The 16237-nt window shown below is 67.4% G+C and carries 11 protein-coding genes and 2 pseudogenes; 6 read left to right on the plus strand and 7 right to left on the minus strand.

The window, feature by feature from the left end; translation table 11 throughout:
• Positions 1 to 49: 49 nt before the first annotated feature.
• On the plus strand, positions 50 to 646 hold the full coding sequence (locus ACWDZ6_RS30115; RefSeq protein ID WP_451505348.1) for a class F sortase: 597 nt from the start codon (positions 50 to 52) through the stop codon (positions 644 to 646).
• Between the two features lie 266 nt (positions 647 to 912).
• Positions 913 to 1275, plus strand: a complete 363-nt coding sequence (locus ACWDZ6_RS30120) for a hypothetical protein (RefSeq protein WP_366732779.1) — start codon at positions 913 to 915, stop codon at positions 1273 to 1275.
• A gap of 441 nt (positions 1276 to 1716) precedes the next feature.
• On the opposite strand, the gene ACWDZ6_RS30125 is transcribed toward ACWDZ6_RS30120, so the two are convergent.
• Entirely contained in the window at positions 1717 to 1908 is a 192-nt protein-coding gene (locus ACWDZ6_RS30125; protein WP_451505349.1) for a DUF6381 family protein, read from the minus strand.
• A 409-nt stretch (positions 1909 to 2317) separates the two neighbouring features.
• On the opposite strand from ACWDZ6_RS30125, the gene ACWDZ6_RS30130 reads away from it, so the two are divergent.
• Positions 2318 to 2521 carry a cold-shock protein gene (locus ACWDZ6_RS30130; protein ID WP_326654622.1) on the plus strand — a complete coding sequence of 68 codons (204 nt, stop codon included), beginning with the start codon at positions 2318 to 2320 and terminating at the stop codon, positions 2519 to 2521.
• A 349-nt stretch (positions 2522 to 2870) separates the two neighbouring features.
• Positions 2871 to 3317 carry a hypothetical protein gene (locus ACWDZ6_RS30135; protein ID WP_451505350.1) on the plus strand — a complete coding sequence of 149 codons (447 nt, stop codon included), beginning with the start codon at positions 2871 to 2873 and terminating at the stop codon, positions 3315 to 3317.
• Positions 3318 to 3486: 169 nt separating this feature from the next.
• Here ACWDZ6_RS30135 and ACWDZ6_RS30140 read toward each other — a convergent pair.
• Positions 3487 to 3777, minus strand: a pseudogene (locus ACWDZ6_RS30140) (winged helix-turn-helix transcriptional regulator); the annotation flags it as partial.
• Between ACWDZ6_RS30140 and ACWDZ6_RS30145 the strand changes: the two are divergent.
• Positions 3771 to 4340 (plus strand): annotated as a pseudogene (locus ACWDZ6_RS30145) (hypothetical protein); the annotation flags it as partial. The pseudogenes ACWDZ6_RS30140 and ACWDZ6_RS30145 overlap by 7 nt on opposite strands.
• Before the next feature lie 553 nt (positions 4341 to 4893).
• Here ACWDZ6_RS30145 and ACWDZ6_RS30150 read toward each other — a convergent pair.
• The 5 genes from ACWDZ6_RS30150 to ACWDZ6_RS30170 all read right to left on the minus strand — a co-directional run bounded on the left by ACWDZ6_RS30150 (position 4894) and on the right by ACWDZ6_RS30170 (position 15387).
• Positions 4894 to 5271, minus strand: a complete 378-nt coding sequence (locus ACWDZ6_RS30150; RefSeq protein ID WP_451505351.1) for an ATP-binding protein — start codon at positions 5269 to 5271, stop codon at positions 4894 to 4896.
• 363 nt (positions 5272 to 5634) lie between these two features.
• On the minus strand, positions 5635 to 6600 hold the full coding sequence (locus tag ACWDZ6_RS30155; RefSeq protein ID WP_451505352.1) for a YihY/virulence factor BrkB family protein: 966 nt from the start codon (positions 6598 to 6600) through the stop codon (positions 5635 to 5637).
• Between the two features lie 201 nt (positions 6601 to 6801).
• Positions 6802 to 8022 (minus strand): phospholipase D-like domain-containing protein, encoded by a 1221-nt coding sequence (locus tag ACWDZ6_RS30160; RefSeq protein ID WP_451505353.1) that lies wholly within the window; start codon positions 8020 to 8022, stop codon positions 6802 to 6804.
• 191 nt (positions 8023 to 8213) lie between these two features.
• Positions 8214 to 10754 carry a SpoIIE family protein phosphatase gene (locus ACWDZ6_RS30165; protein ID WP_451505354.1) on the minus strand — a complete coding sequence of 847 codons (2541 nt, stop codon included), beginning with the start codon at positions 10752 to 10754 and terminating at the stop codon, positions 8214 to 8216.
• A 58-nt stretch (positions 10755 to 10812) separates the two neighbouring features.
• Positions 10813 to 15387 (minus strand): HAMP domain-containing protein, encoded by a 4575-nt coding sequence (locus ACWDZ6_RS30170; RefSeq protein ID WP_451505355.1) that lies wholly within the window; start codon positions 15385 to 15387, stop codon positions 10813 to 10815.
• Between the two features lie 250 nt (positions 15388 to 15637).
• On the opposite strand from ACWDZ6_RS30170, the gene ACWDZ6_RS30175 reads away from it, so the two are divergent.
• Positions 15638 to 15784, plus strand: a complete 147-nt coding sequence (locus ACWDZ6_RS30175) for a hypothetical protein (RefSeq protein ID WP_451505356.1) — start codon at positions 15638 to 15640, stop codon at positions 15782 to 15784.
• Positions 15785 to 16237 lie beyond the last annotated feature (453 nt).

The following is a 16237-nucleotide window of genomic DNA, read 5'->3' on the forward strand; positions in this document are numbered from 1 at the left end:
CTCCCCACACTCGTCCACCCCGTCCCTCAAGTTTCTGGCTTGCGCGCTGATGGCCGGTAGCGTGCTGGTGATCAGCGCGACAGGCGACGCGCAGCCACCGCAGCCGTCCGCTGCCCAGGCCTTCTCCACCTCTGTACGCCCCGCTGCCCGCGGCAAGCTTTCAGCCGCTCTCCACACCGTCCGGCCGCTGCCCCGATCGGATCCGGTCCGGCTGCGGATCCCCGCCATCGGTGTGGACGCCCCCATGGCAAGGCTGAACCTCGACGCGGCAGGGACGCTACGCCCGCCGCCCGCCAAAAACCCCAGCCTCGCCGGCTGGTACGGCGGCGGTGCGGCTCCCGGGTCGCGAGGCACAGCCGTCACCGCCGGGCACGTGGACACGCCCACCGGCCCCGGTGTCTTCCACGACCTCGGTGCCGTGGTCAAGGGCGACACCATCGAGATCAAACGGGCAGACCGGCGCGTGGCCGTGTTCACCGTTGACGCGGTAGAGGTCTACGACAAGAAGAAGTTTCCGAACGAGAAGGTCTACGGCAGCTCCGATCTGCCCGAACTGCGCGTGATCACCTGCGGCGGCGGTTACGCCAAGCGCACCGGCTACCGGGGCAACGTCGTCGTCTACGCGACGCTGACCGCGGTGAAATAGCCGCCCGGCTCCGGTCACCGCGCTGCACGAACGCGCCTCGCACCGACAGGTGACGCTGCTGTTGAGGAATTCTCGTAGTCGTCGATATCGGGCGTATCGCGGTGACCGTGTAACGCGCCGTGCGTGTGCGGCGCAGTTCCAATCAGGGCCGCGGACAGCGGTCCGTATGCGGCCGGTCGGGATTTCTCCTGTGGGGAAAGTCGACGCCCTGCGGTGGCCGCACTTCCGTACCGTCGAGGCGGCGTACGCGTCAGATTGGGACTCCAGTGAGTAACACCGAACCCCGGCCGGAAAACCAGCAATACGACCGCAATCACGGCGGCCACCACAGCTACGCACGCGACGGGGACGGCTCCGCCGCACGGCGGTCCGCCCTGGTCATCCACACGATGGCAGACATCGCCGCAGCGTTCCTGGGCCTGTGGATCGTGCTCTACCTGCTCGAAGCCAACCAGTCGAACGTCTTCGTAGAGTTCGTGGAAGGCGTAGCGGACTGGCTGGCCTGGTGGTCACAGGACATTTTCACGATGGACACAGACGGGATTCGCGTCCTCCTTAATTACGGACTGGCCGCCGCGGTCTACCTGTTGATCGGGCACGGCATAGCCACACGGATACGTCGCCTCTGACCGAATTCATGCGACTTCAGGTCTGTGAAGAAACGGCAACCATGCGGCGCGACAATGGAGCCGGAATGCTCACACGCCCACCACAAACCTGAAAGGTCCTCTGCCCGGCCCCTTGCACGGGTCCGGGCAGAGGGCATGCCCATGATTGCGAGGTTGATCACGGCGAGTGGGCGGGAGGGTTTCGAATCCCGGATACGGGATGCGCATGAGTCGACACCACTTATATAACTCAGAGCAGCAAACTTGACAAGCATCCGCTCAATGTGTCGGTCGCCGGGGTGGACGCCCCGAGCGTGCCCCGCTGCCCAACCGGCACGTCGCTGACCTTCTCGGCCCCTCCACAGGCTGATCGTCGTGAGCATGGGGCGGAAGACGTAAGCGACCGGCCGGCGGCCTCCCGCGCTGGGAGAAGCCACCGGCCGGCGCCTTGCGTGGTGGGCACTACTTCGGCGGGTGTATGTCCCCGCTGCCCATGCTGCTTGCCTGCTCGCTCTGCTCCCTGAGCCGGCGAGCCCTGTCCTTGAGCCGCTGACGCTCCTCGGGGTCAGTGGCGCGCTCCGCGGCCTTTTCTATCTCCTGTGCCTGCGCGCGCATCTGCTCGGCGCGACCGCCAGGCTCGCCTGAAACGCTCATGATCACTCCTTGGATACGGGGGACAGCGGGCCAAACCAGCGAAACAGCGTCCGCGCACCCGCGCATCTCGGAGAATCACCCACCGCTATCTGCGCAGTTCGCACGGTCCCCAAGGCAGCCTGCCGATGACTGATTCGGTCTTCCTGCGGCGCGCGCAGTCCTCACGAACGCCCCTGCTTGCCCGGCACCGCGCCCGCTCCACCGCCACCGCGCGGCTGACGCGAGTGCGACGTGCGGGAATGGTTCTGCCCCCGAGTTTCGGACGCCGTTGGCGATGTACTGGCAGGCGACATGGCCGGGTTCACCGGCGAAAGCCGCCCGGGGTGACAAGCTTCAGGAGTCGCAGTCGCGATGGGCTGCGGTCGGTGCCGATGAGGCGGCGCCGTGGCATGGGACAAGGGATCGCTCGATGGCAACAGGCACGGTTAAGTGGTTCAACGCCGACAAGGGCTTCGGCTTCATCCAGCAGGACGACGGCGGCCCGGACGTGTTCGTCCACTTCTCCGCCATCCAGTCCACCGGCTTCAAGGAGCTGCAGGAAGGCGACAAGGTCGAATACGACGTCACGCAGGGCCCCAAGGGGCCGCAGGCGGAGCAGGTCCACCGCAAGTAGGGCGCGACGCACCGGGACGGGGCCGCGTTCGCAGCGCTTCCGCGCGCTGTGAACGTTCCTGGGCGCCGTGACCCTCCCTGCCTGCTCGCGTTGAACAGGCGTCGCGTGCGTGCATACCGTCCCCCACGGGTAGGCGGGTAAGGGACCCGGGCTCCGAGCTCGGGTCCCTTGCATGCGTGGCGCGAAACTGGCCTCGATCTCGAGGTGGTCGACGTCAACTCGCCGCCGAAGCAACCGAGGCCGCCGCCCCGGCACGGTAAGGGGCTGCCTGAGGCAGAAGTGGGGGCGGCCCTGTACGGGGTGTCGGCCGATTCTGTTTGCCATCGGAGTGACCGGTTACCCGGTCACCATGACTGAATCCAACAAGACCAATAACTCGACGTCGAGGGCCGGGACTTCCCGGTCGGCAAAGACCGCCGTGACCGAGGGTGCCAAGGCACCCTCACAGGCGGCCAAGGCCTCCGCGCATTCCTCCGCCACCGCGGCGAAGGATGCCAAGGAGGCAACCCGGTCCGCCGCCCAGGGTGGCAAGGAGGCGCTTGCCGGTTTCGGTGGAGCGGCGGCCGAGAAGTCCAGGACGGCGGCCAGGACGGTTCAGCGGACCGTCGGATCCGCGGCCGAGCAGACCGTGGGCAAGCTCGGCACGGTCTACACGCTCGTCAAGGCCCGGAAGGTCATTGCGGCAGGTGCGGGCGCGGGGGTGGGCATCGTGGTGGCATCCTCCTACGCCGTGGGCCGCCGCGCGGGCCTTCGGCGGCGCGGACCCCTCTCGCGCCTGACCGGCGGTCGTCTGTAGCCCCGCCGGCGGCCCGCGCCTCGATGGTGATCGCGATGATCTCTCTGCCCGCACGATGGTGCGGACACGGTTCCGCCAGGCGGGGCTTCAGCGGGTGCCGGGCCTGCCCCGCAAGGGCAGGCCCGTACCCCATCGGGCGAATCGACTGATCAGTTGTCCGCGGCATGCCTTGGCTGAGCTGATGGGCGCGGTCGATCTCGACCATGTGCTCTTCGGCCCATGCCCGGACCATGGCGAGCGGGACCTCCAGCGACAGGCCGAGTTCGGTGAGCCGGTAGTGGACGCGCGGCGGAACCGTCGGCTCCACCCGGCGGCCGACCAAGCCGTCACGGGTGAGGCTCCGCAGGGTCACCGACAGCATCTTCTGCGGGACACCGGGCATCCTCCGTTGCGGCTCCGCCAAGCGGACCTCGCCCGGGGATGCCTCGGCCGGCATTTTGACCGGCATTGACGTCCATTCTCCTCGCCATGCGGCGCCCCGGTCTTGTGCGCCGGCTGGTGGTCATGGAATCGCTGCCGGGCGCCGAGGCCCTCCTCGCGAACGGGGCACCGTGGTGGTTCGGCTTCCACGCGGAGCCCGGACTGGCGGAGGTCGTGCTGAGGGGCCACGAGGCCGAGTACATCAACCGGTTCCTCGACTCCGGCACCCTCGGCCGGGGTGCGCGCCCCGGTATCCGCGACGCATTCGTCAGCGCCTACGCGGGGAGCGACGCCCTGCGCTGCGCGTTCTCGTACTACCGCGCCCTGCCCACCAGCGCACAGCAGGTCCGGGAGGCCGTCGATTCGGGCCGGCTCACCGGGCCCACCATGGCGGTCGGCGCCCGCCCCGTCGGCACGGCACTCGAACAGCAGCTACGGCCCTTCGCCGACGATCTGGTCGGCCACGTCATCGAGGATTGCGGCCACATCATTCCGCTCGACCGCCCCCGGGCACTCCGCGGTTCCGCGCTTGGGGGCGCCTGGCGGTGCAACGGGGCTTCGCCCCGCCCGACGAATCGCTGCTCGGGAAGGAGCGATCCCTGAGTCGTCCTGATCATGCCTGCGTGATCGTTACCGTGTCGGGTAGCCGCACGACATGTTCAAGCATCGACGTGTACGGGTTGGGGGCGTTCTGCTGAGCGGCTGGGTTGTGCTGGCGGCTGTGGAGCGGTGGGTGGAGGGGGCTGCGTGGCCGACCGCGGTGGCGGCCGGCTTCTCGTGGTCGTGCGTGGTGGCGGGTGTGTGGTGGTTCGCGGAGTGGACGCAGGCGCAGGAGACAAAAGCGGACGCTGCCCGCGCCATGATCCCGGCGCCTTCGGACGGCGAGGGGGCCAAGTCCGCAACGCTCGCAGCTGCCCCGCAGGACGGACCTCATGCGACAGGAGTGGCGAGTGCGGGCCCGCCACCGCGAGTCCCGAACAGGAGCGGTGCGCAGGCGCGCGATGGAGCATCCGAGAGCTGAGGGCTCCTCCGTGCTCCAGCAGGCGGCGCGCCGGTGAGCCGAACACTGGACGAGACGTAGCGCCGCCTGCTGAAGCCGGAGCCCTTCACAGCCGGCGCTACGGAAACTCGCTGCGGTGGGAGGCTCCGGTCGTCCTCAGGCCAGCGGTACCAGTGCGCTGACGCATTTTCCCCCGCCGACGCGATGCGTGATGGCGATGCTGCGCGCGAGGCGGCAGATCACGCGCCAGCCGTGACCTCCGACCCTGATCATGCCGCGGGCGTCGGTGCGTTCCGGGGCCGTCGGCACCTGGTCGCTGCGGTCACTCACGCTTACGCGTAGCCCTTCCCGGGTCAGCTCGGCCTCGAAGTCCGTGATGCCGCCGCCGTGCAGGAGGGCATTCGTCACGAGCTCCGAAGTGACCAGCAGCGTGTCTGCCAGAACGTCGTCATCGCGCTCCGATTCGGGCAGGCAGAAGAGCTCATGCAGCAGGAATTCGACTTCCCTGCGCGCCTCTGCCGGGCTGCGCGGCACAGGCGATCCCGGGGAAAGGCGACTTGTCACTTCATCAGTAGACACACTCCAGCGCTCCTTGAGTATGGTCTTGCCGACTCGCCGAGAGCGGCACTGGTTGGCGGCCACGCGCGGCTGCGGCGGCGCTCAGGTTGCCCATGAGGGCTGGGAAGGCGCTTCGGCTCTCTGGTTCTTGGCCACAGCAATTCACATCCAAGCTGCACTCGACAACAGGTGCTTGGTGTTCGCCTGACCGCGCTCCTCCGCGCCAAACCTGTTTCTGTGTGCGCCGCATGTAGCCATGCGTGTGCTCAGCGGGAAGGCACCCTGTATGTACTGGACTTGCGGTCCCCATGCCTTCGCGCCCACCGGACGTGTGACGGCTCAGGAGCCCGGCCCGGGATCGGGGTGTACGGGGTCGACGATGCCGGCTCTGGCCGCCTCCAGCTGGGCGGCGAAGGCGATGCCCAGAAACAGGGCAATACCGGTCAGGTTCGCCCAGAGCAGCAGCGCGACAAATGCCGTCAGGGGCCCGTACACCGCGCCGAACGACCCGCTCTTGGCGACATAGAAGGCGAGAAGCCAGGTGGTACCGACCCACAGGAGCAGGTGAACGGTGGTTCCGAAGGCAAGCCAGGTGTAGCCGGGTTGATCGCGGCGCGGGGACCAGCGGAAGATCACGGCAGAGGCCACTCCTGCGAGCAGCACACCGAGGGGTATTTCCAGCGGCCCCCACCAGTCGAGCCAGGATCGGGACCAGCCCAGGGACTCCACCACAGAGTCCCCGACCGCCTCGCCCGCGACGAGTACGAGGAAGCCAACCACCAGAGGAAGCCCTCCCCCCGCGGCCAGCAGCAGCCCCCGACTGTATTTCCTCAGGAAAGGCCGGTCGCGCTCGATGCCGTAGATACGGTTGCAGCCACGCTCGATCTGCCCCATCGCAGAGGCGAGATTGAGCATGGCGAAACCGAGCCCCAACCACATCGCCAGTGCACCGGCGGCGTCCGCCTCGGCGCTGCGTCGCGTGTCTCTCAGGGCCCCCTGCACCAGCTCGGCACTGGCGCCCGGCACGATCCTGCCGACCGTCAATTCGATCACTCGGCTCAGACTCTCGGTGTGCACGGTCGTCGCCACCCCGACGAGAGCGATCGTGAAGGGCACCATGCCCACGACGACCTGAAAGGCCAGAGACCGTGCGAAGCTGAAACCGTCCGCGTAGCGGAAACGTGAGAAGGCATCGATGAAGAGCTTGCGTCCGCCGTAGCGGCGCAGCGAGGTGAACGCTTCGTCGCCCGAGAGTTCTTCTCCGAGCATGTCCCGCGTCTGCGGCACGTGCACCACGGTCCCCATACAGCCCCTCCTCCACCCCAGCAATACCTGCGCCGACTGAACGGCTGCCCTGAGCCATGGGGCGTGAAGCTCGCCGTTACCGCCGAAGGCTGCCGGGGGAGCGAGTGGGCGGCGGCTCTACGGAGAGCCCCGCGGCATCGGCTACCCCGTTCTCGCCCTTTCAACAATGAAGTTCCGGGTGTCGCCTTCCGGCGCCCGGGATCACAGGAAACGGCGGAAGGGAATGACCGCGGCCTCCCGGGCGCGCTGCGTGAGCGAACGTCGCGTCCAGCGGCCGGCCTTGATCCGCTCGCTCACTGCGAGATCTTCGTCGAAGTGGCGGTCCAGAACGGCGGCGAACGTCTCGTCCAGGACGGCGAGCATGACTTCTTCGTCGTGGTCGAGGGAGCGGCGGTTGAAGTTCGTCGATCCGATCAGTGCGGCAATCCGGTCGACGGTGATCACCTTCACGTGCATCATCGTCGGCTGGTACTGGAAGATTTTGACGCCACAGGCGGTGAGAGCTTCGTAATAGTGCTGGCCGGCCAGCTTGCAGACCCGTTTGTCGGTATGCGGGCCCGGCAAGAGGATCTCCACTTCCACGCCGCGCCGTGCGGTCGCGCACAACAGCTCGATGAAGAAGGCGTCCGGCGCGAAGTAGGCGGTGGCCAGACGCACCCGCTCCTCGGCGGATTCCAGCATGACCCTCATCAGGGTCTGCATGTCCTGCCAGCCGAAGCTGGCGGAACCGCGCACCACCTGTACAACGGCGTTGCCGTGTGGGCGGTGGTCGATAAAACGGTCGTGGTCGTCGAAGAGTTCGTCGTGGCACTCGGCCCAGTTCTGGGCGAAAGCCGCGGCGATACCGTCCACCGCCGGGCCACGGACCTGCACATGGGTGTCGCGCCATTCGTTCTCGTTGCGGGCATTGCCACACCATTCCTCGGCGATGCCCACCCCGCCGGTAAAGGCAGTGTGCTCATCGATGACGAGGACCTTGCGATGGCAGCGGTGATTCTGCTTGAGAGGGGAGAGGCGGAGCGGCTTACGGAACCACGCCACCTGCACGCCGGCCCGCTCCATCATCTCCAGCTGATCCTTCGCGATCAGGCGGCTGCCGAACCCGTCCAGCAGCAGCCGCACACGCACACCGTCGCGGCAGCGCTCGGCCAGTGCCTCCGCGAACTGTCGGGCTATGTCACCGCGCCAGTAGACAAAGGTCATCATGTCCACTGTGTGTTCCGCGGAACGGATGCCGTCCAGCATCGCTGCGAAGATCTCATCCCCATTGCGCAAGGGGATCAGCTCGTTGCCCTCTGTCGCGGCGACCCCGATCAGCCGCTCGAGCCGACGGCGTATTCGCGCGGCGCCCTGCGTGGCGGTTGTCGAGGGGGCCTGTCTGTACTGAGTCAGGTCCGGCGGCTCCTGCACGGTCATTGTCATCTCACCTTGCTGATCCGCATGAGGAGGAAGGTGGCGGCGAACCACCGACCGAGGGCGCGATGACTGTACCCGTTGAGGTCGCGGCGGTGCCCAGAGGCCGGATCCGGTGATCGCGTCGTACTCCCGGCCTCGTGAGCCGACCCTGGAGTCCGTATCGGTACGCCGCCCCAGCCGCACGGTGGGAGCAGCCTTCACTCCACCTGGAGGCCGACGACGCATGTGTCGTCGTCGGTGTCGGCCTTGCTGTGAGTGAGCAGCCGGTCCAGTCGTTGTTCCAGTGACTGGGAGGGAATGCTCGCGGTGGCGATCAGATGCTGGAGTGAGTCCTGGAGGGAGGAGTCCTTTCTCTCGACGAGCCCGTCGGTGTACATCAGCAACGTGTCGCCCTCCTCCAGTCGTACGTCGCCTTCCTCGTAATCCGCCTGTGCGACGGCGCCGAGCAGCATGCCGCGGATCAGCGGCAGTTTCGTGGTCTGCCGCTCGCTCACCAGGACGGGCGGCAGGTGGCCGGCGCGGGCCCAGCGCAGGATGCGGCTGCTGGGATCGTAGAGACCGCAGACCGCAGTGGCGGTGACCGGCTCGGTCAGGTGGTGAGCCACGATGTTGAGCCAGGTCAGGAGCTGCGCCGGGCCCGCGCCGGTGACAGCCAGGCCACGCAGGGCGTTGCGGAGGACGATCATGCTGGTCGCAGCCTCGATGCCGTGGCCCGCGATGTCCCCGACGCATACGAGGACCTGCTTGGACGGCAGGACGAAAGCGTCGTACCAGTCGCCGCCGACCAGGTGCTCGGTCTCCGCAGGCCGGTAGCGCACTCCGATGCTGAGCCCAGGTGCATCGAGCGGGCCCCGGGCCGGCGGCATGATGGCGTGCTGGAGTTGCAGGGCCAGGCGGTTGCGCTCGGCCGACTCCTGTTCTGTGTGGGCGAGTTGGTCCCGTGTCGCTGCCAGTGCCACTTCGGTCCAGTGCTGCGAGGAGATGTCCTGGAAGGCACCTCGTACAGCCAGCAGCCGGGCGTCCGCGTCGAGAACCGGCTCCGCGACGACGCGGACGTGCCGCGTGACGCCGTCGGGGCGTTGGAGCCGGAAGGCGGTGGAAGCGGGTCTCCGGCGCTGAAGCAGGGTGCGCAGAAAGCGGCCTATGGCGACAGCGTCGTCGGGGTGGGCGTGCGCGGGCAGCTGTTCCAAGGGGATGGGTGCGGCGGTGGGTGGAAGGCCGTGGAGGCTGTGCAGCTGTTTGTTCCAGGTGATTTTGCCGGTTGTGGTGTTCTCCTCGAACCCACCGATGCGGCCCAGGCGCTGGGCGTGCTGCAACAGGCTGGCGAGGCGGCCCGCTTCGTCCTCTATCCGCCAGATGAGCAGTACGGCGCCGCCATGTCTGCTGATACTGATATCGGCGACAGCTTCGAGCGGCACCTGATCGACCAGCGCGGTGAGCGTCATCCGCTGGGTGTGGAAGGGTTCGCCGGTGGCATGCACCCGCTCCACCTTGTCGAACAGTTCACTCCCGCCGGCGGCCGTGGGGTAGGCCTCCAGAAGCATCGCTCCGCTGACGGCGCTACGCGGTCGCCCTGCCGGATCGACGAAGTGGCGGTTCGTGTGATGGATGCGGAAGTCGGTGAGGTGTCCGTCGGCGTCCAGGTGAGGCAGTAGTACCAAAGCGGGGTCGTAGAGGCCGTCGACGAGGTCGACCAGTTCGGCGAGGTCTCGTTTCAGCGCGTTGGGTGCGCCTGGGGAACCAACGGCCGCCGACGAGTGCGTTTCCAGTGTGTGGGCGCAGAGTTCAGCGAGGGCTTCCACCTGACGCTGGATCTGAGGCGGCTGCGGCGTCAGGCGGTGGGGCCAGCAGATCTCCAGGACTCCGATGATCCGGCCGCCGGTGCCGGCTGGTACGGCCACTCGACCGCCACCGGACGCCTGATGGTCGCCGATGGACGGAAGGCCCGCATCGGCGAGTGCCTCGAACCACACGGTCCGGCGTTCGGTCAGCGCCCGGCGGGCCACGGTCTCCACACCGGGCGGTACGTAACGCCAGCGCCCACTTTCCTCCGTGGCGAACCCGGCGTTGCCGGCGAGCGTGAGAGACGCGTCATGTCCTGCGACCCAGATGGCGACCGCGGTGGCACCCAGCGGAGTGAGTGCGTGCTGCAACAGGGACTCGGCCACGGCCTGCGTGTCGTCCGCGGCCAGCGCGCCGCTCTCGGCCGCGCGCAGCCGCACCGCGACAGAGCGGCTCGCCCCGTCGGACCTCTCACCGGCACTGGTGGTCCGAGAAACGAACTCCCGGGCTGCTTCGGTGAAACTGTCATGTGCGGACTGATTGATGATGTTGGCAGCCAGCTCCAGCTGCGACATGCCCGCTTGTTCGGACAGCCCGGCGAGGTGCCCGGCTGCCTCGGTCGGGCCGCAGTGGAACCGCTCGATCAGGACGCCTTTGGCGAGCTCGATCAAGGCGCGGCCGTCAGCCGCGGCATGGGCTGCTTGGACTTCACGGCGGAGGCGTTCCACCGTCGCGGCCAGGCGGCCGACCGCCGATACACCGGCTGGGTCACCGGTGGCCCCGGCCGGTGCGCGCTCCGGGATCGCGGAACCCCCGGAGCCCATCCCGTCCTTGGTGCCGTCTTCCGACCGGTAGAACTCGGGCACGCCGTTGCCGCCGGGGTACCGGCTGTCGGAGGCAACTCCCAGCGGCCCGTCATCCTGGACGGGCTCTTCGGACGGCTGGGCGGTGTTCACCGTACTGCTGCTCCTCAACGGATGGTTGACGCACGAAGTGTGGCAGGGGCGGGGTCGGCTACGCGTTCACCCAGCGGCGGACGCACGCGATGAGGTCGTCGGCGTCCAATGGTTTGGTGACGTAGTCGCTGGCTCCCGCGGCCAGGCACTTCTCGCGGTCACCAGGCATGGCCTTGGCCGTCACCGCGATGATGGGCAGAGCGCGGTGGGCAGGCATCCGCCGAATCTCGGCAGTGGCGGCATAGCCGTCCATCTCCGGCATCATCACGTCCATGAGGATCAGGTCGATGCCCGGGTTCTCGGAGAGGGTGTCGATGCCCTTGCGGCCGTTCTCGGCGTGCAGAACGTTGATGCCGTGGAGTTCCAGGATGCCGCTGAGGGCGTACAGGTTACGGGCGTCGTCATCGACGACGAGCACGGTGCGCCCGGTCAGGGTTTCGTCGGTGTCGCGGGGCGAGGCGGGTGCGGCTTCTTCGGGTCGCATGAGTGGCAGGACGTCGCCCGGCTGTTCGGCGGAGAGGTGCAGTGCGATGCGTTCCCGGAGTTCGTCCAGGCTGGAGAGCAGCTCCAGCGGTTTGGTCTCCGCGCGGCTCTGTAGTTTCCGTTCGTGTGTCGGATCCAGGCGGCGGTTGTTGTGGGCCAGGACGGGAACGCTGCGCAGACCCGCGTCGCCGTCCATGGCGTCCAGGAATCGGAGTGCCTCGCCGTCGGGCATGTCGAGGTCCAGCACGACGCAGTGGCAGGATTCCGCGGCGAGTGCGGAGGCCGCTTCCTGAGCGCCGAGGGCGCTGATGACTTCCACTGAGGCACGCGGGTCGGTCAGGTCGCGGCTGTCGGTGAACTCGGCGACGGTGCTCTCGGCGACCAGCGTCATGAGGCCACGAGGCCGGTCCTCGATCACCAGAAGGCGTCGCTGACGCGGGAACGCTTGAAGGGCGAGCGGAGCGGCGGGACGAAGGGTGCCGTCGGGAGCCGTTTCACTGCCGCCGATTTCGACGCTCCGCTTCGCTGCGGCACGGTCTTCGAGGTCCGCGCGCCATGCGGGCAGATAAAGGGTGAAGGTGCTTCCCTTGCCCAGCGCGCTCTCAGCGGTGACCGCACCGCCGAGCAGATGGGCGATCTCCCTGCTGATGGACAGACCCAGCCCGGTTCCGCCGTAGTTTCGGCTGGTGGTGCCGTCTGCTTGCTGGAAGGCGCCGAAGATGGATTCCAGCTGCTGCTCGGCGATGCCGATTCCGGAGTCCTTGACGCGGAACGCCACGGTGGGCCCGGCTCCGCGCATGGTCTGCGGCAGTTCACTGTCCGCAGCAGGCTCGATCCGCAGCTCGACGCTGCCGCGTTCGGTGAACTTGACCGCGTTGGACAGCAGATTGCGCAATACCTGACGCAACCGCGCGTCGTCGGTGAGCAGTTCGGTCGGCGCTCCAGGGGCAATGGTGATCGTGAAGCCCAGGCTCTTTTGCGTGGTGAGCGGCTGGAATGTGGCCTCGACATACTCCAGGAGCCGGCGCAGCGGAACTCTTTCCGGATTGATGTCCATCTTGCCCGCCTCGACCTTCGACAGATCCAGGATGTCGTTGATCAACTGCAGCAGATCGGAGCCGGCGGAGTGGATGATGCCCGCGTACTCCACCTGCTTGGGGGTGAGGTTTCGCGTGGGGTTCTGTGACAGAAGCTGCGCGAGGATGAGGAGACTGTTCAACGGGGTCCGCAGCTCGTGGCTCATGTTGGCCAGGAACTCCGACTTGTACTTCGACGCCAGGGAGAGCTGCTGGGCCCGGGCCTCCAGCTCGCCGCGGGCCTGTTCGATCTCCAGGTTCTTGGCCTCGATGTCGCTGTTCTGCGCGGCCAGCAGCGCGGCCTTCTCCTCCAGCTCGGCGTTGGACCTCTGCAACTCCTCCTGCTGCACCTGCAGTTCCTCGGAGCGCGCCTGAAGCTCGCCCGCCAGGCGCTGCGACTCGCCGAGCAGCTCGTCGGTGCGGGCGTTGGCGACGATGGTGCTGACGTTGACTCCCACGGTTCCCATGAGCCGTTCGAGGAAGTCGCGGTGAACGGGCGCGAAGGAGGTGAAGGAAGCGAGCTCGATGACACCGAGGACCTGGTCCTCGACGAGGATGGGCAGCACGATCAAGCTGCCTGGCGTCGTCCGGCCAAGACCTGACGACAGGGTGGCGTAGTTGCCCGGTACTTTGTCGGACGCGATGACGCGTCGGCTGCGCGCGGCTTGGCCGACCAGGGATTCGCCCAGCTTGAACCGGGTGTCCCCGGCGGATCCCGCGGGGCGGCCGTAGGAGCCGACAAGCGTCAGTTCCACCCCCTGGTCACCGTCGACGGCGAGATAGAAGGCTCCGTACTGAGCCTCCACCAGAGGGGTCAGCTCATCCATGATGTTCTCGGCCACGACCGCGAGATCGCGATGGCCTTGCATCAACGCGGAGATGCGCGCCAGATTTGTCTTCAGCCAGTCCTGCTCATGATTGGCCCGGGTCGTTTCCCGCAGCGACCCCACCATCGAGTTGATGTTGTCCTTGAGTTCGGCGACCTCGCCGGAGGCGTCCACCGTGATGGAGCGGGTCAGATCGCCCTCCGCCACAGCGCTGGTGACCTCGGCGATGGCCCGTACCTGCCGCGTGAGGTTGCCCGCCAGCTCGTTGACGTTCTCCGTGAGGCGCTTCCACATACCCGAAACGCCTTCGACCTCGGCCTGGCCCCCGAGCCGCCCCTCGCTGCCGACCTCCCGGGCGACGCGGGTCACTTCGGCCGCGAAGGACGACAACTGGTCGACCATGGTGTTGATGGTGGTTTTGAGCTCGAGGATTTCACCGCGGGCGTCGACGTCGATCTTCTTCGACAGGTCACCATTGGCGACGGCGGTGGTCACCAGGGCGATGTTGCGTACCTGGCCGGTCAGGTTGTTCGCCATCGAGTTGACGTTGTCCGTCAGGTCCTTCCAGGTCCCGGCCACGTTGGGGACGTGCGCCTGGCCGCCGAGGATGCCCTCGGTGCCTACTTCCCGGGCGACGCGGGTGACCTCGTCCGCGAACGCCGACAACGTGTCGACCATGGTGTTGATCACCCCGGCGAGCGCGGCCACCTCGCCCTTGGCCTCAACGGTGATCTTCTGCGACAGGTCACCGCGCGCTACGGCAGTGGCCACCTGGGCGATGGACCGTACCTGGCCCGTCAGATTGGAGGCCATGACGTTGACATTGTCGGTGAGGTCCTTCCAGGTGCCCGACACACCGCGCACGGTCGCCTGGCCCCCAAGATTGCCCTCCGTGCCGACCTCGCGTGCGACGCGGGTGACTTCGTCGGCAAAGGCGGAAAGCTGGTCGACCATCGTGTTGATGGTGTCCTTCAGCTCCAGGATCTCGCCCCGGGCATCAACGCGGATCTTCTGTGACAGATCTCCCTGCGCCACCGCGGTCGTGACCTGAGCGATGGAACGCACCTGGGCCGTGAGGTTGTCCCCCATCACATTGACGGACTCGGTCAGGTCCTTCCAGGTGCCGGAGACCCCCTTGACGTCCGCCTGTCCGCCGAGCCTGCCCTCCGTGCCGACCTCGCGTGCGACGCGGGTGACTTCGTCGGCGAACGCGGAGAGTTGGTCGACCATGGTGTTGATCGTGTTCTTCAGCTCGAGGATCTCGCCGCGCGCGGTGACGTTGATCTTCTGGGACAGGTCGCCCTTGGCCACCGCAGTGGCCACCTGGGCAATCGAACGCACCTGATTGGTGAGGTTGCCCGCCATGAAGTTCACCGAGTCGGTCAGGTCCCGCCAGGTGCCGGAGACCCCCTTGACGTCCGCCTGTCCGCCGAGCCTGCCCTCTGTACCGACCTCGCGTGCCATGCGGGTGACTTCGTCGGCGAACGCGGAGAGTTGGTCGACCATGGTGTTGATCGTGTTCTTCAGCTCGAGGATCTCGCCCCGGGCATCGACGGTGATCTTCTGGGACAGGTCGCCCTTGGCGACCGCCGTGGTGACTTGGGCGATGTTGCGGACCTGATTGGTGAGGTTGCCGGCCATGAAGTTCACCGAGTCGGTCAGATCCCTCCAGACGCCACCGACGCCGGGTACCTGTGCCTGCCCGCCGAGCCTGCCCTCACTGCCGACCTCGCGTGCCATGCGGGTGACTTCGTCGGCGAACGCGGAGAGCTGGTCGACCATCGTATTGACGGTCTCCTTCAACTCCAGGATCTCGCCGCGTGCATCGACGTCGATCTTCTGGGACAGGTCGCCCCTGGCCACCGCTGTGGCCACCTGGGCGATGTCCCGTACCTGCGTGGTGAGGTTGCCTGCCATGGCGTTCACCGAGTCGGTGAGATCCGCCCAGGTGCCGGACACACCGGGTACTTCGGCCTGGCCGCCCAGTGTCCCCTCTGTGCCCACCTCGCGGGCCACGCGGGTCACCTCGGACGTGAACAGGGAGAGTTGGTCGACCATGCCGTTGAAGACCGTGGCGATCTCCCCGAGCAAGCCGTCGGCTTCATCGGGCAGCCGGGTACCGAAATCTCCGTCGCGGACGGCGGTCAGTCCGGCCAGCAGCTGCCGCAGCTCCAGCTCACCGACCTTGGCGGCGCCGCGAGCAGTCCTGCTGCCCTGCGCAGCCCGTGATCCGGTCGTGTCAGCCATCTCAACCTCACTCGAACTCGGTCGCTACGAGAGCAGTACACGGAGGTGCGAAGTGCCCATCAGGAACAGATCGCGAATGCCCGGTCCCACGCTTCGATCCGCCGCCCTTGGAGACGACAAATTCGTCACAGACTAGCCCACGAGCAGTAACGCCGACAAAGATCGCCGGAAGTGCGGATTCCGCCGACAGAGCTCTGGTTTCCCGCCGCGTGAGAGCAGGGTGAAAGGGGTGGATGGAGAGGGTGCTGGGATGATCCTGCCGGTGGTGGGGCGGCCGTCGAGGCTGGGTGTGGGCGAGTGGGCGGCGGACGGGATGGGCGGCTGTCTCGGCGTGGGCGGCGAGTTCGCCGACAGCGACGGCAGCCAACGTCGTACCACGTCATGGCCCCGGGAGTGAGTCATCCCGTCGTGAACCGGCCGTACGAGTGGGTGTCGAGGCTCGCGGAAGCGTGCTTCCCGAAGAGCCGTACCTCGGTGTGACGGCCGGTTGAATGGCGCCGAGACCCCGTCGGAGTGCTCGTCAGCCTTGCCGGCGTCCTCGGTCGATCCGCTCGGTCTTGCGACTGCTGGTCGAAGAGCCGCGAGCGCGCATTTGCGGGTACGCTCCGGCATCGGAGAATGCGTGGGAAACCTGCTGCGGCGGAGGAGGCGGGGGTTCCTGCGCGGGACAGCAGATTTCCCGGACACGAATTCCTTCTGTCTGTGTCCGTTCCTCAGTGCACACCGCAACTCTATTCGGCGAAGTACATGCAGCGCGCCGGGGGGGCGCCGCCCAGCAAGTGTAATGGCGGGCCCCCGCCGGCGGGACCCGGGCGCCACACCCACACACCCACCACCCGCCACCACAAAC

The organism is Streptomyces sp. NPDC002926, from assembly GCF_053591755.1.